The organism is Pseudomonas spartinae, assembly GCF_965197125.1.
GTDB classification, from domain to species: domain Bacteria; phylum Pseudomonadota; class Gammaproteobacteria; order Pseudomonadales; family Pseudomonadaceae; genus Aquipseudomonas; species Aquipseudomonas composti_A.
In genome coordinates, this window is the sequence record NZ_CBDAMB010000004.1 from 139936 (window position 1) to 158230 (window position 18295).

General features: G+C 62.8%; 16 protein-coding genes. 9 read left to right on the forward strand and 7 right to left on the reverse strand.

The annotated features are described in order from the left end of the window. Nucleotides 1-736: 736 nt before the first annotated feature. The 6 genes from phhA to ggpS all read left to right on the forward strand — a co-directional run bounded on the left by phhA (nucleotide 737) and on the right by ggpS (nucleotide 8651). Entirely contained in the window at nucleotides 737-1591 is an 855-nt protein-coding gene (gene phhA, locus ACN8M7_RS11340) for a phenylalanine 4-monooxygenase (protein WP_490261013.1), read from the forward strand. A 153-nt stretch (nucleotides 1592-1744) separates the two neighbouring features. Beyond that, on the forward strand, nucleotides 1745-2098 hold the full coding sequence (locus ACN8M7_RS11345; RefSeq protein WP_490260828.1) for a 4a-hydroxytetrahydrobiopterin dehydratase: 354 nt from the start codon (nucleotides 1745-1747) through the stop codon (nucleotides 2096-2098). Then, on the forward strand, nucleotides 2095-3294 hold the full coding sequence (locus tag ACN8M7_RS11350; protein ID WP_490260829.1) for an amino acid aminotransferase: 1200 nt from the start codon (nucleotides 2095-2097) through the stop codon (nucleotides 3292-3294). Before ACN8M7_RS11345 ends, ACN8M7_RS11350 begins: the two co-directional genes overlap by 4 nt. Nucleotides 3295-3379: 85 nt before the next feature. Next, complete coding sequence (locus tag ACN8M7_RS11355; protein ID WP_490260830.1) at nucleotides 3380-4723, forward strand: DUF2254 domain-containing protein; 1344 nt, start codon at nucleotides 3380-3382, stop codon at nucleotides 4721-4723. A gap of 145 nt (nucleotides 4724-4868) precedes the next feature. Then, the gene (locus tag ACN8M7_RS11360) at nucleotides 4869-6119 is read left to right on the forward strand and encodes an MFS transporter (protein ID WP_490260831.1); all 1251 of its coding nucleotides are present in this window, start codon (nucleotides 4869-4871) and stop codon (nucleotides 6117-6119) included. 273 nt (nucleotides 6120-6392) lie between these two features. After that, nucleotides 6393-8651 carry a glucosylglycerol-phosphate synthase gene (gene ggpS / locus ACN8M7_RS11365; protein WP_490260832.1) on the forward strand — a complete coding sequence of 753 codons (2259 nt, stop codon included), beginning with the start codon at nucleotides 6393-6395 and terminating at the stop codon, nucleotides 8649-8651. Between the two features lie 271 nt (nucleotides 8652-8922). Here ggpS and ACN8M7_RS11370 read toward each other — a convergent pair whose 3' ends face one another. From ACN8M7_RS11370 to zwf, 7 genes are all read right to left on the reverse strand, one after another. Then, on the reverse strand, nucleotides 8923-9342 hold the full coding sequence (locus ACN8M7_RS11370) for a VOC family protein (RefSeq protein WP_061237849.1): 420 nt from the start codon (nucleotides 9340-9342) through the stop codon (nucleotides 8923-8925). A 2-nt stretch (nucleotides 9343-9344) separates the two neighbouring features. Next, entirely contained in the window at nucleotides 9345-9779 is a 435-nt protein-coding gene (locus ACN8M7_RS11375) for a YciI family protein (RefSeq protein ID WP_061237848.1), read from the reverse strand. 153 nt (nucleotides 9780-9932) lie between these two features. Beyond that, nucleotides 9933-10466, reverse strand: a complete 534-nt coding sequence (locus ACN8M7_RS11380) for an REP-associated tyrosine transposase (protein ID WP_490260833.1) — start codon at nucleotides 10464-10466, stop codon at nucleotides 9933-9935. Between the two features lie 122 nt (nucleotides 10467-10588). Then, nucleotides 10589-12511: a methyl-accepting chemotaxis protein gene (locus tag ACN8M7_RS11385; protein ID WP_490260834.1), complete on the reverse strand. Its 1923-nt coding sequence runs from the start codon at nucleotides 12509-12511 to the stop codon at nucleotides 10589-10591. A 167-nt stretch (nucleotides 12512-12678) separates the two neighbouring features. After that, a complete protein-coding gene (locus tag ACN8M7_RS11390; protein ID WP_490260835.1) occupies nucleotides 12679-13350 on the reverse strand; it encodes a bifunctional 4-hydroxy-2-oxoglutarate aldolase/2-dehydro-3-deoxy-phosphogluconate aldolase in 672 nt (223 codons plus the stop codon). A 1-nt stretch (nucleotide 13351) separates the two neighbouring features. Next, nucleotides 13352-14065 (reverse strand): 6-phosphogluconolactonase, encoded by a 714-nt coding sequence (gene pgl, locus ACN8M7_RS11395; protein WP_490260836.1) that lies wholly within the window; start codon nucleotides 14063-14065, stop codon nucleotides 13352-13354. Then, complete coding sequence (gene zwf, locus ACN8M7_RS11400) at nucleotides 14052-15521, reverse strand: glucose-6-phosphate dehydrogenase (RefSeq protein ID WP_490260837.1); 1470 nt, start codon at nucleotides 15519-15521, stop codon at nucleotides 14052-14054. The genes pgl and zwf overlap by 14 nt, the downstream gene beginning before the upstream one ends. A 211-nt stretch (nucleotides 15522-15732) precedes the next feature. On the opposite strand from zwf, the gene ACN8M7_RS11405 reads away from it, so the two are divergent. The 3 genes from ACN8M7_RS11405 (at nucleotide 15733) to sugE (ending at nucleotide 18197) form a co-directional block, all read left to right on the forward strand. Continuing rightward, complete coding sequence (locus tag ACN8M7_RS11405; RefSeq protein ID WP_177429707.1) at nucleotides 15733-16593, forward strand: MurR/RpiR family transcriptional regulator; 861 nt, start codon at nucleotides 15733-15735, stop codon at nucleotides 16591-16593. A gap of 200 nt (nucleotides 16594-16793) precedes the next feature. Beyond that, nucleotides 16794-17741 carry a bile acid:sodium symporter family protein gene (locus ACN8M7_RS11410; RefSeq protein WP_490260838.1) on the forward strand — a complete coding sequence of 316 codons (948 nt, stop codon included), beginning with the start codon at nucleotides 16794-16796 and terminating at the stop codon, nucleotides 17739-17741. Nucleotides 17742-17882: 141 nt separating this feature from the next. After that, a complete protein-coding gene (gene sugE / locus ACN8M7_RS11415) occupies nucleotides 17883-18197 on the forward strand; it encodes a quaternary ammonium compound efflux SMR transporter SugE (RefSeq protein ID WP_061237841.1) in 315 nt (104 codons plus the stop codon). Nucleotides 18198-18295 lie beyond the last annotated feature (98 nt).

Sequence of the window (18295 nt, forward strand, 5' to 3'; positions counted from 1 at the left end):
AAACTGATCTACCCGTAATTATCCACACGGTCAGCCTGTAAACTTTTCATGACGTAAAAATATACTTACAGAACAGGGCATCGTTTCGCTGAAATTTCGAGAGCACCTGTAAGGCTACTCGTACGGCGCCAGGTGGTTACTTTATTTCCCCCGCTGCTAATTCCAAGAAAACTCAATATATTAAGATCGGCCCAGGCAATTACCAGGCAACTTGAACTGCAATCGAAAGCTCACTTCATTTATCCAACCGTTATCATCCCCCGCAATCAGGCAATCACTCATAGCGCGAGTCACATCCGTTATTCCCTCAGCGGCGGCGCCGTACTACATGAGATATATCGACGTACTGAACTGGCTTTTTTCACTGACATGCGTTCGCCATGCAAATCAACAACCCAGTTAAGTGGCTGAAGCCTCGGCAAAACGTCACGAAAAGTTTGAAGTTGTAATTAGGGGTTGGGGCTTTTCGCGTAGCGAACCCAACATCAAACCAGTCCAGAAATGACATATGACAATCCAGTCAATCAGCTGGCACCACGACCCTCGATACGCACATGGAGCACAGGCAGGAATCAGGCAGCGCAAGTAAAGCCGAAATCACTGTCGCCAGAAAATATCGTAATGAAAAGTTTACAGGCAATCGAAAACGAACCCACATCAGCCGGACACTGGGCAAAAGAGTAAAGAAATAGTTACGAACTACTCGCATCACACCGTCCTCCTGCACTGCCGACCTCTGGCCCACAGGCGTCGCCGGCACCATGCTGGAACTCAACAAGAACAACAGCCCCAGCAGGAGGCAACGATGAAGAGCACGCAGTACCTAGCCCGGGAACCGGACGAGAGTGGCTTTATCCATTACCCGGAACGCGAGCATCGGGTGTGGAACACCCTGATCACTCGCCAACTGGAGGTGATCCAGAACCGCGCCTGCCAGGAATATCTGGATGGCATCGAGCAGCTCGGCCTGCCACTCGAGCGTATCCCGCAGCTAAGTGAAATCAATCGCGTGCTCGAAACCGCTACCGGGTGGCGGGTGGCGCGGGTACCGGCGCTGATTCCCTTCCAGACCTTCTTCGAGCTGCTGGCCAGCAAGCAGTTTCCCGTCGCCACCTTCATTCGCACGCCCGAAGAACTGGACTACCTGCAGGAGCCGGATATCTTCCATGAGATATTCGGCCATTGCCCCATGCTGACCAATCCCTGGTTTGCCGAATTCACCCACACCTACGGCAAGCTCGGCCTCAAGGCCACCAAAGAGCAGCGCGTCTATCTGGCGCGCCTGTACTGGCTGACCATCGAGTTCGGCCTGCTTGACACTCCAGCAGGCCGGCGCATCTATGGTGGCGGTATCCTCTCTTCGCCGAAGGAAACGCTCTACGCGCTGTCCGATATGCCCGAGCATCAAACCTTCGATCCACTGGAGGCGATGCGCACGCCCTATCGCATCGATATCCTGCAGCCGGTGTACTTCGTTCTGCCGCAGCTCAAGCGCCTGTTCGAGTTGGCTCAGCAAGACATCATGGCGCTGGTGCAGCAGGCCATGCAGTTAGGCCTGCACGCGCCGAAGTTTCCACCGAAAGCCGCGTAGACCGTGACGCGCTCTTGCCCACGGCTGCCGCTGCCCTCTCGCTTCGCTGCCTGGGCGCGGCTGCCACACACGAGCGAGTAGCCCGGATCAAGTCCGGAGCGGCTCGCAGACATCGACCCGGTTTTCATCCGGGCCAAAAAACAGGAGAACCCCATGAGCCTTGCCCAAGCCCAATGCGAAGCCTGCCGCGCCGATGCGCCGAAAGTGTCCGATGAGGAACTGGCCGAGCTGATCCGCGAGATCCCCGACTGGAATATCGAGGTACGCGGCGACCACATGGAGCTGGAGCGCGTGTACCTGTTCAAGAACTTCCGCCATGCCCTGGCTTTCACCAACGCCGTTGGCGCCATCGCCGAGGAAGTCGGCCACCACCCGGCCCTGCTCACCGAATGGGGTAAGGTCACCGTCACCTGGTGGAGCCACGAAATGCGCGGCCTGCACCGTAATGACTTCATCATGGCTGCGCGTACCGATGTACTGGCCGCCCGCGCCGAGGGCCGCAAGTGAGCCATTTCGCCAAGGTCGCCCGCGTGCCGGGCGACCCCATCCTCAGCCTGATGGAGGCCTATCGCCTCGACAGCAACCCGGCACGCCTCGACCTCGGCGTTGGCGTCTACAAGGACGCCCAGGGCCTGACACCGATTCCCCGTGCAGTGAAACTGGCCGAGCAGCGCCTGATCGACATCGAACAGAGCAAGACCTACATCGGCGGCCATGGCGACGCCGCGTTCGGCACGCTCTTGAGCCAGCTGGTGCTGGGTGCGGACTCGGCATTGCTCGCCGAGCAGCGCGCCGGCGCGACGCAAACGCCGGGCGGCACCGGCGCTCTGCGCCTGGCTGGCGATTTCATCCACCACTGTCTGCCAGGGCGTGGCATCTGGCTGAGCGATCCGACCTGGCCGATCCATGAAACCCTGTTCGCCGAGGCCGGGCTCAAGGTCGGTCACTACCCCTATGTCGGCAGCGACAACCGTCTCGACGTGGAGGCCATGATCGCCACCCTGGCCCACCTGCCCAAGGGCGACGTGGTCTTGCTGCATGCCTGCTGCCACAACCCGACCGGCTTCGACCTCGCCCCGCATGACTGGAAACGCGTGCTGGAAGTGGTCAAGGCACGCGAACTGCTGCCGCTGATCGACTTTGCCTACCAGGGCTTCGGTGACGGTCTGGAAGAGGATGCCTGGGCGGTACGTCTGTTCGCCGCCGAGCTGCCCGAACTGCTGATCACCAGTTCCTGCTCGAAGAACTTCGGCCTGTATCGCGAGCGCACCGGTGCCCTGATCGTCTGCGCTGGCGAAGCCGGGAAGCTCGTCGACATCCGCAGCCAACTGGCATCCATCGCCCGCAACCTGTGGTCGACGCCACCTGCCCACGGCGCTGCGGTAGTCGCGCAGATCCTCGCCGACGACGACCTCAACCGCCTGTGGCAGGAGGAACTGGAAAGCATGCGCCTGCGGGTTGCCAGCCTGCGTCGCGGCCTGGTCGACGCACTGGCCCCACACGGCTTGGGCGAGCGCTTCGCGCACATCGCCGAGCAGCGCGGCATGTTCTCTTACACCGGTCTGTCGCCGCTGCAGGTGCAACGCCTGCGCGAGGAATTCAGCGTGTACATGGTCGGCAGTGGTCGCGCCAACGTCGCCGGGCTGGATGCCGGCAGGCTGGATCAACTGGCCAGCGCCATCGCTCGGGTGTACGTGAACTGAGGCAGCAGGCGAAGGTCTTTAAGACCTGCCGCCTGCCATCTTCAGCGCTATAGTGCGGTCATCGCCATTCACGACGGACTCGCCAATGGCCGTACCCAGCAACATCCTGTTTCGCGCCTACCAGCGCATCATTCACAGCCTGGCGTTCTACCCGACGCTGATCGCCATCGGCTTCTTCGTGCTCTGCCTGCTGACCATGGCCGCGGAATACCAGCCCTGGATAATGTCGCTCAAAAAGCAGTTCGACCTTGGCCTGGTGCGCAACGCCGACAATGCCAGGCTGATTCTCGGCACCCTGGTGGCCGGCATTCTGTCGCTGATGGTGTTCAGCTTCTCGATGGTCATGGTGGTGCTCAACAACGCCGCGGCCTCGCTTTCGCCGCGGGTGATTCCGGGGCTGATCAGCAGCAAGGGCCACCAGAAGACCCTGGGCATCTACCTCGGCAGCATCCTCTACGCGCTACTGCTGATCACCACCATCGAACAGGGCGACAGCGACCGCGTACCGAGCCTGGGCGTGCTGATCACCCTGGTGCTGGGCATCACCTGCCTGGGCTTGTTCGTGCACTTCATCCGCTCGATCTCGCAGTCGATTCAGGTCGAACACATCCTCAGCAACCTCTACGGCGCCAGCCTGGAGAAGCTCGACGCCTGCAGCCTTGGCGCGGCCTCGTACGACGCCGAGCCACAGTGGCCGGACGACAGCGACTGGGTCACGGTCAACGCGCAGCGCAACGGCTACTTCAAGGAACTCAACGTCAACGAGGTCAACGTGCTGCTGCAGCGCCACCAGGTACGGATGACCGTACTCGCCCACCGCGGTTTCTTCGTCAGCGAGGGGCACCCGCTGTTTCGCCTGGAACGCCCGCTGGACGAGGCCACCTGCCAGCAACTGCTCGACTGCTTCGACTTCTTCATCGAAGAGTACGCCAGCAGCCATTACTTCTTCGGCTGCCGGCAGATGTCGGAGATCGCGGTGAAGGCGCTGAGCCCCGGTATCAACGATCCGGGCACGGCAATCAAGACGGTGGATCTACTCAGCGTGCTGCTGAGCAGACGCCTGGCGCTGCCCGAACGCGACTTCGCCAGCCTGCCCGACGAGCCGCCAAGGCTGTGCTATCGGGAACTGTCGTTGGACCAGTTGCTGCTGCAACTATTGGGGCCGATACGCGCCTACGGTGCAGCAGACCTCAGCGTCCTGGTCAGCCTGCTGCAAGCCTTCAAGAACCTGCTGCACCGCCCCGCCAGCCCCCAGCAACGCGCCGACCTGCTGCGCCATGCGCGCAGCGTGCGAGATACCGCCGAACGACATCTGAGCGAGCGTCGCGAACGTGAAGAAATCAACGACTTCATCGCGCGCATCAATCGTACGTTGCAAGGCGCAGACCAGCCGCTGATGCCCCTGCAGGTCGCAAGCCAAGCCCCATGATGGGGCGAGTTTTGCCTCGAAAAAATTGCACGACCGTTTATCAGCAAAAATAATCATTAAAAATCAATAACTTACTAATGCATAACGAAATCCATGGCGTGCTTCATGCTTGCTATCAGGGGCACAGTTCCCTAGGGTAGTTCGCATGTGGTCCCTGATTGCCCCCATCAGCTCATTGCTGAGCGGGGTCGCGTTACTCCTGCTCGGCAATGGCCTGCTCAACACCCTACTGACCCTGCGTGGCGTCGCCGAAGGCTACTCCACCACGATGCTCGGACTGATCATGTCCGGGTACTTCGTCGGGTTCCTTCTCGGCACCTGGCTGGCGACTCCGCTGGTCAGACGCATCGGGCACATTCGCGCGTTCGCCTGTTGCGCAGCGCTGGCCGCAATCGCCGCCCTGCTCCACCTGCTGCTGATCGACCCGTGGGTCTGGCTGGGTTTGCGCGTGCTCTACGGCCTGGCCCTGGTGACGCTGTACATGGTCATCGAGAGCTGGCTCAACGCCCAGGCGCCCAATGAGAAACGCGGCCAGATTTTTGCCGTGTACATGGCAGTCAACCTCGGTGCATTGGCACTGGCCCAACAACTGCTGCACCTGGCTGATCCGGTGCAGTTCACCCTGTTCGCCATCGCTGCCATCCTGATCAGCGCCGCACTGATGCCCATCACTCTCACCCGGCAGACACAGCCGAGCCTGCCGGAAACGCTGCCGAGCAACCTGCGCCAGCTGTGGGGTATCGCGCCGCTGGCCATCGTCGCTGCAGGCCTGTCCGGCCTGGCGCTCGGCGCCTTCTGGGGCATGGCGCCGGTCTACGCCAGCCTGGCCGGCTTCGATACGCCCGGCGTCGGTCTGCTGATGACCGCGACCATTCTCGGCGGCGCCCTGCTGCAGTGGCCCATCGGCATCTACTCCGACCGCCACGACCGCCGCCAGGTGCTGTTCTGGGTCGTGGTCCTGGCCGTGGTCCTGGCACTGGTCATGAGCCTGTTGCCAGCCGGGCCGCTGCTACTCGGCGCGATCTTCATCTGGGGCGGCCTGGCCTTCGCCATCTACCCCATCGCCGTGGCACAACTGATCGACCAGCTACGCAGCGACGAGATTCTTTCCGGCTCCGCCAGCCTGCTGATGGTCAACGGTATCGGTTCGGTATGCGGGCCGCTGCTGGCCGGCGTACTGATGGAACAGCTGGGCGCCGGTGCATTGCCGCTGTATTTCGCCTGCACCCTCGGTCTGCTGGCTGCCTATACCCTTTACCGGCTGCGCCACGTCAGCGACCTGGTGACTGGCGACGCTGCGCACTTCGTACCGATGCTGCGCACCAGCCCTACCGTGCTTGAGCTGATGCCCGATGCACCACCCCATGATTCGACGGAGGAGACAACTCAGTCCTGAAGTCATAGAACCTGTTCAAAGACTCGCGAGCTAGAGCCAGGCAAAGCGAAGTCGAGCGAAGAAGCGATCGGAGTCGCGTTCGACTTTACGAGTTGTAAATGAGCATTCTGAGCTCGGCTACAACGCAGCACGGCATACGCGCAGCAGTCTCGGGACAGGTTCTTAAAGGCTGTTTCGGCAAGGCCTTGAGCCTACCCCAAGCAGCCAGAAACCCGGCCCGTCGGCCGCTCACAATCGAGCAGAACCGTACCGGCCACTTCTGGAGAAACAACGATGCTATTAGCTACCGACCTGGATGGAACCTTTCTCGCTGGCAATCCCGAAGATCGTCTGAGCCTCTATCAGACCATCGCCGCGCACCCGGAGATCAAGCTCGCCTATGTCACCGGGCGCAGCCTGGAGGCCGTGCTGCCACTACTGGCGGACCCGACGCTGCCGCAGCCGGACTACATCATCGCCGACGTCGGCGCGACCCTGGTGCATGGCGATAGCCTGCAACCGATCCAGCAATTGCAGAGCCTGGTCGATACCCGCTGGCCCGGTGAGACCCAGGTCGCCGGGGCCGTCGAGCCATTCGGCCTGGAGCGCCAGGACGTGCCGCAGGCGCGCCGCTGCTCCTACTTCTGCACGCCCGAACAGGCGGGCAATCCACAACTGCGCCAGATCGCTGACGAGCTGGGTTGCGACCTGCTCTACTCCGCCGAGCTGTACCTGGATTTTTTGCCCAAGGGCGTGAACAAAGGCAGCAGCCTGCAGGCCCTGGCCGACTGGCTGGAGCTGAGCCACGACCAGGTGCTGGCCGCTGGCGATACGCTCAATGACCTGTCCATGCTCAGTTCCAGCTTCCACGGCGTGTGCGTCGGCCAGTCGGAAACCGCCCTGCTGGAAGCCACGCGCAGCCACTCGCGCACCCTGCACGCCGAGCGCCCGGGTTGCGGCGGCATTCTCGAGGCCTTCGCCCATTTCGGTTTTCTCGGTGAACACGGTATCGCCGCCGAACGCCGCCAGGCCGCACAACCGGGCAAGGCCGAGCTGGTGATGGTCTATCACCGCCTGCCCTATGAGGAATACCGCAATGCCGCCGGCAAGCTGCAGCGTCGTCGCCCGACCTCGCCCAACGGCATCATTCCCACCCTGCTCAGCTTCTTCGGCGATGGCCGCCCCGGGTCCTGGGTTGCCTGGGCGGTGCATGAGAATGACGACGAGCCGTTCGACAGCCACACCACGGTGGACGCCGAACGCTATCCCAAGCTCACCGCCGCGCGGGTCAAGCTGAGCAAGGAAGAAGTCGACATCTTCTACAAGCGCTTTTCCAAGGAAGCCTTCTGGCCGACGCTGCACACCTTCTGGGAACGCGCCACCTTCAACGAGGACGACTGGCAGGTGTTCTGCAAGGTCAACCGCGCCTTCGCCGAACGCACCGCACTGGAAGCCGCCGAAGGCGCCATCGTCTGGCTGCACGACTACAACCTGTGGATGGTGCCGGCCTACCTGCGCGAGCTGCGCCCGGACCTGCGCATCGCCTTCTTCCACCATACCTACTTCCCCTCGGCGGACGTGTTCAACGTGCTGCCGTGGCGCCGACAGATCGTCGGCAGCCTGCTGCAGTGCGACTACATCGGCTTCCATATCCCACGCCAGGTGGAGAACTTCGTCGACGTCGCCCGTGGCGTGTTCCCGCTGAAAACCCTGGAACGGCAGAACTGCGCACCGCGCTTCATCACCTATGGCTGCGCCGTGGGTCTGGAGCGCATGACCACCGCGCTGGATACCGGCACCCGCCAGGTCAAACTCGGCGCCCATCCGGTCGGCCTGGACATCGAGCGCGTACGCAACGCCCTGGAAGCGCCGAAGATCAAGGAACTGATGGCGCAACTGCGCGAGGAAATGAAGGGCGTGAAGCTGATTCTCTCGGTGGAGCGCCTCGACTACACCAAGGGCATCCTGGAAAAGCTCAATGCCTACGAGCGCCTGCTCGCGGACAACCCCGAGCTGATCGGCAAGGTCACCCTGGTCACCGTGTGCGTGCCGGCGGCCAAGGAAATGACCATCTACGACGAGCTGCAGACCCAGATCGAACAGGCGGTCGGCCGCATCAACGGCCGCTTCGCCCGCATCGGCTGGACGCCGCTGCAGTTCTTCTTCCGCAGTTTGCCGTTCGAGGAGGTCAGCGCCTGGTACGCCATGGCCGACGTCATGTGGATCACCCCACTGCGCGACGGCCTCAACCTGGTGGCCAAGGAGTTCGTCGCAGCGCAAGGCCTGCTCGGTGGACGTGGTGTGCTGGTGCTATCGGAATTCGCCGGCGCCGCCGCCGAGCTCAAGGGTGCGCTGCTAACCAACCCGCATGACCCGGCTGACCTGGCGCAGACCTGCTACCTGGCCCTGAACCTGCCCAAGAGCGAGGCGCAGGCGCGCCTGCGCGAGCTGTTCGATATCGTCTGCTACAACGACATCCGCCGCTGGGGCGAGGAGTTTCTCGCAGGCGTGCAGGTGCAGCACGAACCCACGCCGCTGACGCTGGCGAGCTAGGCTTTGTACGAAAAGTGCCTGCGCTCGGTGATGCTGCGTTGAAATCACTCTCAGAATGCTCATTTACAGCACGTAAACTGCGCTTCTTCGAGCGATTTCGCCTTGCCTGACCTTCGCTCGACGACTTTTCGTACGGAGCCTAGCAGCGCTCACACGCGGAGGCTGCGCCTTGTGGGAGGCGCTTTAGCGGCGAGCTTCTCGCTTGATCGCGGCTAACGCGCAATGCCGCGCAGGGTGCAATCCCACTTTCCCGGATTGCACCCTGCCGCCGTCAACCCTCCTGGCTATCGACCACGCAGTTGATCATCCAGGACACACCGAAACGGTCGGTGAGCATGGCGAAGCGGGTCGCCCAGAAGGTTGCCTGCAGCTCCATCTGCACCGAACCGCCAACCGACAATGCCTCATACAGGCGCTCGGCCTCAGGCACGTTGTCCACCTGCAGGGAAACGGAACAGCCCTTGATGCCCTCATAGGGGTACTGCGGCAAATTATCGGAGGCCATCAGCACCTGTTCGCCGACGGTCAGGCAAACGTGCATGACACGCTGCTGGTACTCGGCCGGAACCTCCATATCCTCGGGGCTGTCAGCGTAGCGCATCATCTCCAGCTTCCCGCCGAAGACCTCGGCGTAGTGGTTGAAGGCCTCCTCGCACTGGCCGTCGAACATCAGGTAGGCATGTATCTTCATCATTACTCTCCTTGATTTTCACTGCTCATGCGCGCGCGAATACGTTCTTCCTGCTCGCGCAACTCGGGGGTGAACTCGGCGCCGAAATCCTCGGCCTCGAAAATCTGCCGAATCTCGATATCGGACTCGCCAGGCATGGGGTTGGGGCAACGCTTGACCCACTCGATGCAGGCCTGCAGCGACTCGCACTGAAAGATCCAGAAGCCGGCTACCAGCTCCTTGGTCTCCATGAAGGGGCCATCGATCACCGTGCGCTGCGCACCGGAAAATCTCACCCGCGCACCCCTGGAGCTGGGGTGCAAGCCTTCTGCCGCCTGGATCACGCCCGCTGCAGCCAGCTCCTCGTTGTAACGGCCCATGGCCGTCAGCAACTCTTCGCTGGGCATCGCACCGGCTTCGGAATACGCGGTCGCCTTGACAATCACCATGAAACGCATCGCCTTTCTCCTTGTTCGAGTCGAAGTCGCGCGCAGGGTGTCTCCCTACGGCTGACAGTGAACCCAGGGCGGGGTTCTGTGCAGTAGTCGAATGGGCGAAGAAAGAATCGACAGACCGGCTGAAAAAAGTTGGCGCGTGCTGCGCGCACCGCGTCATTCGCCGTACTCACCGTCATTCACCTTGGTATCGCTGCCCCAATCTGCGGGATACATGCCCTCCTTCACCAAGCGATGAAAGCTGGACCACGGCCAATCTGCCACGCAATCGACCAAGCCATGCTTCACCGGATTGAAATGCAGGTAATCCATATGCCGACGGTAATCCTCTTCGTCGCGAATACGCTGTTCCCACAAGCGCCGCTGCCACAGATCTGACTCACGACGCAAACTGCGGCTCAAACTGATCGAACCGAACCCCGGCAAGGCCTGAGAAGTCAGGCGCTTGATCATCGACCAGCGTGAGCCAAAATCTGCATCCCCCTCAGGCAGACGCCAGACACAATGCAGATGATCGGGCAGCAGTACCCACCCCTCGATGATGAAGGGACGGTGTAAACGGACTCGTTCGATGGCGCGGCGCAAGGCTGCGCGCAATGGCGCATCGGTCAATACGCAGAGGCGCTGGTGGCTTACCAACGTAAAGAAATGGCAGGCGCCCGCTTCACGGGCGCGGCGGTAATTGGACATTCCCTGTCTCCTGAATCCATGCCGGCAGATTCAGGATAGTCGGCGGTGCGCGCAGCGCACCCTAGGGGTTGAACGGCGCAATTCCCGCAGGGTGCACCATGCGCACCTGTGCCGCCCCCCAATCAAACGCGGAAGCGGCTGACCATTGCTTGCAGCTGACCGCCCAGGCGCGCCAGCTCGGCCGAGGATTTGGCCGTTTCGTCGCTGGCGGTGGCGGTCTGTTCGGAAACGTCACGCACACTGAGAATGCTACGGCTGATTTCCTCGGCCACGGCGCTCTGCTCTTCCGCTGCGGCGGCGATCTGCTGGTTCATCGACTGAATGCTGGACACCGCCTGGGTGATGCTGCCCAGCGAGTCACCAGCCTTGCGCGTCAGCTCGACGCTGCTGTCGGTCAGATCGCGACTGTTGCGCATCACCGCAGCGACCTGCTGGGTGCCGCTCTGCAGCCCGGCGATCAAGGCTTCGATCTCTTCCGTGGACTTCTGCGTGCGCTGGGCCAGACCGCGGACTTCATCGGCGACCACGGCAAAACCGCGCCCAGCCTCACCGGCACGCGCCGCTTCGATGGCAGCGTTGAGCGCCAGCAGATTGGTCTGCTCGGCCACCGACTTGATCACGTCCATGACGCTGCCGATCTTGTCGCTTTCCTGCTGCAGGCCATTCATCGCCTCGCTGGAACGGCTGACCTCGGCGGCCAGGCGCTCGATCTGCGCAATCACCTCGGCAACCACCTGATCTCCCATGCGTGCCTGACCATCGGCCTGGTTGGCGGCCTGCGAAGCCTGCTCCGCATTGCGCGCGACTTCCTGCACCGTGGCCGACATCTCGTGCATGGCAGTGGCAACCTGATCGGTCTCGCTCTTCTGGCTGTTGGCACCGGCGCTGGTCTGCTCGGTAACCGCCGACAACTCCTCGGCAGCACTGGCGATCTGCGTCACGCTGTCACGAATGCCTGAGATCAGCTCGCGCAGGGTACTGGCCATGTACTGGATACCCTGCTGCAGCTGGCCCATCTCATCGCGACGCTCGACCTGCACGGTAGCGGTCAGATCGCCCTCAGCGATGCGCTGGACTGCGCCCAGGGTTTCCTGCAGCGGACGCGTGATCTGTCGAGTGATGATCCAGGCAGCCAGCACACCGAACAACAGCGCCAGCAACGTGGTGATGATCTGCAGACTGCGCGCAGTGGCGGTTTCTTCGTCACGACGGTCGATCTGGAGCTGTACCAGCGCCTTGTTATCCTTGACGATCTGGTAGCCTTCCTGGGTCATTTCAGCACGAGCGGCGACGATATTGTCGTTGGCCTGACTGAAGCGCTGCACTTGCACCTGATAGGCATCGAGACCAGCGCGCACAGCGCTGATGGCGCCGGCCTGCTCGCCGGCGAAGGCCGCCGCCAGCGCGTCGATGCTCTGCACGCCACGCTCGACCTGGGTGCGCATCGCCTGTTCGGTAGTGGCGTTGGGATTGGCCGTAAAGCCGCGCACTTCATAACGGGTCAACTGCATGTGTTCACGCACATCGCGCACGGCCTGGTAACGCTGGAAACGACGCTCGTCGTCCTGCGGAATCTGCTGCACGACCTTGTACAGGTTTTCAAGCTCGGCAAATGCCTGCTTCGCCAGGCTGCCCATTTGCTCGCGGGCAGCACGTGCGGTGCGATAGCCCTCGTCCATGCGCTTGAAGGACTGCCGGTACAGCTCGATCTGCTCGGCCTGCTGCTTCAGCAGGCGAACGTTCTCGGCACTGCGAAAGCGACTGCGTACGTCGGCATGCGCGTCGCTGTAGCTGTTCAGCGATTTCTGCACCACCTCGGCCATCTTCTCGTCACCGTTATCCAGCATGTAACGCAGACGGTCGACACGCAGCTCAGTCAGCAGATTGCTAAGGTGATTGATGTCGGCAGTCCAATTGCTGCGCTGGATAAGGCTGCCCATGCTGGTCCAGGCAACGCTTGCGAGGATCAAGGTCAGGGCCAGCACCATACCGAAGCCTAGCGCCAGCTTATGGGTCACGCGGATGTTAGCGAACCAGGTATTCATAACAATTCTCCAACTGCGGGTGTTTCAGGTTTCGCTGGAGAATTGTTTTTGTTGAAGCCAGCACAGGGAGTAGCTGACGAACAGGGCGGCCGCTACGACACAGAATTTAAACCCATACGCAGTGCTGTGGCGTCGCAGCGGCCATTCTGCGACGCCGTTCAAACTATTCAGGCCAACAGCTGCAGAGCCTCGGCGCTGCATTGCTGGATCCGCGCCCAATCGCTGTTGGCCACCCACTCGCGCTGGAACATCCAGGTGCCGCCCACGCACATCACGTTGGGCTGTGCCATGTAGCGTTGCAGGTTGTCCGGAGTGATGCCGCCGGTTGGGCAAAAACGCACGCCCCCGAAAGGCCCGGACAGCGCCTTGAGCGCCGCGACACCACCGCAGACCTCCGCCGGAAACAGCTTGAAGCGGCGATAGCCGAGGGCGTAGCCGATCATCAGATCCGACGCACTGCTCACGCCTGGCAGCATGGGCAGAGGGTTGTCCAGCGCCGCCAGCAGCAGCTCACGCGTGCTGCCTGGCGTGACGATGAACTGCGCACCGGCAGCGGTTGCCGCGGCAAGCATGTCCTGATCCAGCACGGTACCGGCGCCAACGCAGAGCTCGGGACGCTCGGCGCGCAGGCGGCGAATCGCCTCCAGGCCATGCTCCGAGCGCAGGGTCACTTCCAGCACCCGCAGGCCACCGGCGGCCAGGGCGTCGGCCAGCGGCAGGATATCCGCCTCACGGGCGATGGTGATCACCGGCATGATCCGCGCCTGAGCGCAGATGCGGTCGATCTCGGCGATTTTGTCGGCCATGCGCGCACGCTGGTCTTGGTCGAGGCTGGTCATGTCAGGGGCACCAGTGGATTTCAAGAGGAGAATTGAGGAACGCACGGATCGGCATCTGGGCGACCTCGCCCGGCTGCAGTGCTGCGCTCAGGGTGTTCAGTTTCGCCTGGCCCTGGATCGCCAGCAGCGGCAGACGTGCGCTGGCCAACACCGGCAGGGTCAGGGTCAGGCGTTGTGCTGGCTCGCTCGGGGCGAGCATCGGCAACACCCGGCGCGCGCAGTCCGGCTGCAGTGCCTCGAGCAGATTGGGGCTGTGCGGGAACAGCGAGGCCGTGTGGCCATCGTCGCCCATGCCCAGCACCAGCACGTCGACAGGCGCCAGCTCGGCAACCGCAGCGTCGGCCAGCTCGGCCGCTTGCTCGAGGTTGCCAGCGACCTGGTAGAGACCTAGAAAGCGGGCTTCGGCAGCCGGCCCCCGGAGCAGATGACGACGCACCAGCGCCTCGTTGCTACCGGCATGATTGACCGGCACCCAGCGCTCGTCGGCCAGGCTGACGCACACCTGCGCCCAGGGCAGCTCCTGCTGCGCCAACGCGTCGAAGAACGGCACCGGGCTACGTCCGCCAGAGACCACCAAGGTGGCCCGACCGCGACTGGCGATGGCCTGACGCAGCGCATCGGCCACGCGTACCGCCAATGCCTGGGCCAGCTGCCCGGCATCGTCGTGCGAACAGGCCTGCACGCCTTGCGGCAGTTTCAGTTCAGAGATCGCCATACCAGCTCCTGCCGTCCCGGGTGATCAACGCGACCGAGGCCATGGGACCCCAGCTGCCGGCGGTATAAGGTTTCGGCGCTTCGCCGAGGCGCTGCCAGCCGTCGATCAACTGATCGCACCACTGCCAGGCGTATTCGATCTCGTCCTTGCGCACGAACAGGTTCTGGTTGCCGCGCATCACTTCCAGCAGCAGACGTTCGTAGGCGTCGGGGATCCGCGCACTGCGGTAAGTGTCGGAGAAACTCAGCTGCAGCGGGCCGCTGCGCAACTGCATGCCCTTGTCCAGGCCCTGATCCTTGGTCAACACCTGCAGGGCGATGCCTTCGTCCGGCTGCAGGCGGATGATCAGCTTGTTGCCAATCAACTGGCGCTGCTCCGGGGCGAAGATGTAGTGCGGCGGCGCCTTGAAGTGAATGACGATCTGCGACAGCTTCTGCGGCATGCGCTTGCCGGTCCGCAGGTAGAACGGCACGCCCGCCCAGCGCCAGTTGCGGATGTCGGCGCGCAGGGCGACGAAGGTTTCGGTATCGCTCTGGGTGTTGGAGTTCTCCTCCTCCAGATACCCGGGCACCGGCCGCCCATCGCTGCTGCCGGCGACGTACTGGCCGCGTACCACGCGCTGGCCGAGCTGCTCGACGCTGATCGGTTCCAGCGCCTTGAGCACCTTGACCTTCTCGTCACGGATGCTGTCGGCGGACAGGTCGCTGGGCGGATCCATGGCGATCAGGCAGAGCAACTGCAACAAGTGGTTCTGGATCATGTCGCGCAGCTGCCCGGCCTGATCGAAGTAGCCCCAACGGCCCTCGATACCGACCTTCTCGGCCACGGTGATTTCCACGTGGGAGATGTGGTTCTGGTTCCACTGGGTTTCGAACAGGCTGTTGGCAAAGCGCAGGGCAATGAGATTCTGCACCGTCTCCTTGCCCAGGTAATGGTCGATGCGATAAACGCGGTTCTCCGGAAACACCTGAGCCACGGCGTCGTTGACCGCACGCGAGGAGCTCAGGTCATGGCCGATCGGCTTCTCCAGCACCACCCGCGTGCCCTCGGCCAGCCCCACCGCGGCCAGGTTGGCGCAGATGCCGCCATATACCGAAGCGGGCGTGGCGAAGTAGGCGATCAACTGATCCTGCGGGCTGACCTGCTCGAGCAACACCGAATAGTCATCGGCCTTGAGGAAGTCCATGGCCAGGTAGCTCAGGCGTGCCAGAAACCGCGCCATGTCGGTTTCCGTCAGCTCCTTGGCCGGCACGTACAGGCGCAACGCCTGTTCGATGGCAGCCAAGTGGGCGCTTGGCTCGCCGCCGTCACGCGCCAGGGCCAGGACGCGCGTGCCATCGTGCAATAAACCGGCACGATCGAGCTGGTAAAGCGCGGGAAACAACTTGCGCAACGCCAGATCGCCCAGCGCGCCGAACAAGGCAAAGGTGCAGGATTCAAGCTTCATCACGGGCATGAGATTGTTCTTTTATCAAGATGCACTAGAAATACCGGGTGATACTGCTTTTATCAAGAAAAAATGTTGTGATAGCAACAACATTTTTTGCCTTGCTTGATAAGTCAGTGGTGGGCCGGAGGCGGCATCAGTAGGATAGGCCGGTTGTTTTACCGCCCATCGCCTGTCGCCGGGCCCGTTCAAACGCCTGTTAGGAGCCCCTATGGACCGCGTGCGCAACCTGCTGGAACAGATCCAGAGCCGCCTGGACGACCTGAACAAGGCCGAACGCAAGGTCGCCGAAGTGATCCTGCACGATCCGCAGCAGGCCACTCGTTTCAGCATCGCTGCGTTGGCCCAGGCCGCCGCCGTCAGCGAGCCGACGGTCAACCGCTTCTGCCGCTCGTTCGGCGCCAACGGCTACCCGGAACTGAAAATGCAACTGGCGCAGAGCCTGGCCAGCGGCGCCGCCTATGTCAGCCGCGCGGTATCGGCCGACGACGGCCCCGAGGCCTACACGCGCAAGATCTTCGGCAGCACCATCGCCTCGCTGGACAGCGCCTGCCAGAGCCTCGATCCGCAACACGTCAGCCGTGCCGTCGACCTGCTGATCCAGGCCAGGCAGATCCACTTCTTCGGCCTCGGCGCCTCGGCATCGGTGGCGCTGGACGCGCAGCACAAGTTCTTTCGCTTCAACCTCGCCGTCTCGGCCCATTCCGACGTGCTGATGCAGCGCATGATCGCCTCGGTGGCGCACACCGGCGACCTGTTCGTGATCATTTCCTACACCGGGCGCACCCGCGAACTGGTGGAAGTGGCGCGCCTGGCCCGTGAGAACGGCGCCTCGGTACTCGGCCTCACCGCTGCCGGCTCGCCACTGGCCAAGGCCAGCACCCTGAGCCTGGACATTCCCCTGCCGGAAGACACCGACATCTACATGCCGATGACCTCGCGCATCATTCAGCTCACCGTGCTCGACGTACTCGCCACCGGCGTCACCCTGCGCCGCGGCGTGGATTTCCAGCCGCACCTGCGCAAGATCAAGGAAAGCCTCAGCGCCAGCCGCTACCCGGCGGACGAAGAGCCACTGTAAGGCTCAGCCTGCTGGCTGATTTCATGGCGCTGACGCAGCCGAACAGCGTCAACCGAATAGGCCACAGGAGGCGCTTCGGCGGCGAGTGTCTGGGGCACAAGGCCTCATGCACACCTTGCGCAAGAGCGCCACATGGAGGGCCGGGCTGCGGTCGCTTCTGCTAGGCTTGGCGGTTTTGCGAACCTGCCGGAACAGACTTCATGCAAGCACTGATCGCCCTCAGCCGTTTCATCGGCAACACCTTTGCCATCTGGGTGTTGCTGTTCGCCGTCATGGCCTTCTTCCAACCCAGCTGGTTCCTGCCGCTGACCGCCTGGATCGTCCCGCTGCTCGGGCTGATCATGTTCGGCATGGGCCTGACCCTCAAGGGTGCGGACTTCCAGGAAGTGGCGCGTCGCCCGATAGCGGTGCTGATCGGCGTACTGGCCCAGTTCATCATCATGCCCTGCACCGCCTGGCTGCTGTGCCAGGCTTTCGCCCTGCCGCCGCAAATCGCCGTGGGCGTGATTCTGGTGGGCTGCTGCCCGGGCGGCACCGCGTCGAACGTGATCACCTGGTTCGCCCGTGGCGACCTGGCACTGTCGGTCTCGATCACCGCCGTCAGCACCCTGCTCGCCCCGCTGGTGACCCCGGCACTGATCTGGATGCTGGCTTCGGAATGGCTGCCGGTGTCGTTCAGCGCCATGTTCGTCTCCATCCTCAAGATGGTACTGCTGCCCATCGCCCTGGGCCTGATCGCCCAGCGCCTGCTGGGTGAACGCGTGAAGACCGCGGTCGAGGTGCTGCCGCTGATTTCCGTGGTCAGCATCGTCGCCATCGTCGCCGCCGTGGTCGCCGCCAGCCAGGGCAAGATCGCCGAATCCGGCCTGCTGATCATGGCCGTGGTGATCCTGCACAACGGCATCGGCCTGGGTCTGGGCTATCTGGCCGGGCGCCTGTTCGGCATGTCGCTGGCGCAACGCAAGACGCTGTCGATCGAAGTCGGCATGCAGAACTCCGGCCTCGGCGCCGCGCTGGCCAGTGCCCACTTCAGCCCGCTGGCGGCGGTCCCCAGCGCACTGTTCAGCGTCTGGCACAACCTGTCCGGCCCGCTGCTGGCGACCCTTTACCGCCGCATGGGGCAGAACGCGAAGCAAAGCGCAGACTGACCCGACACCTCGCACCAATCCAGGGCGCCTTGCCCTGGACGCGCCAATATGCACAATAACGGTGCGCGCGAGGACGACCTCCACACCCTGACTCCAGGGTGGCTCATCCGGGGACGGCCCCTTCAACTGCTGGAAGTGGATATGTCCTGGATCATTCTGTTTCTCGCCGGCCTGTTCGAGGTCGGCTGGGCCATTGGCCTGAAATACACCGACGGCTTCAGCCGACCACTGCCAACGGCGCTGACCGTCTGCGCCATGCTGGTCAGCCTTGGCCTGCTCGGCCTGGCCATGAAGGAACTGCCACTGGGCACCGCCTACGCTATCTGGACCGGCGTCGGCGCGGTGGGCACGGTGATCGCCGGCATCATCCTGTTCGGCGAGTCGATGGCGCTACTGCGCCTGGCCAGCGTGGCGCTGATCGTCTGCGGCTTGATCGGGCTCAAGCTGAGCCATTGAGAAAGCCGGATTCCACCCTCGTGGGAGGCGCTTTAGCGGCGAATCGCGGCTGCGATTGCAGGGATGCAGGAGGTAGAGCGAAGCAGGATGCCCGAGCC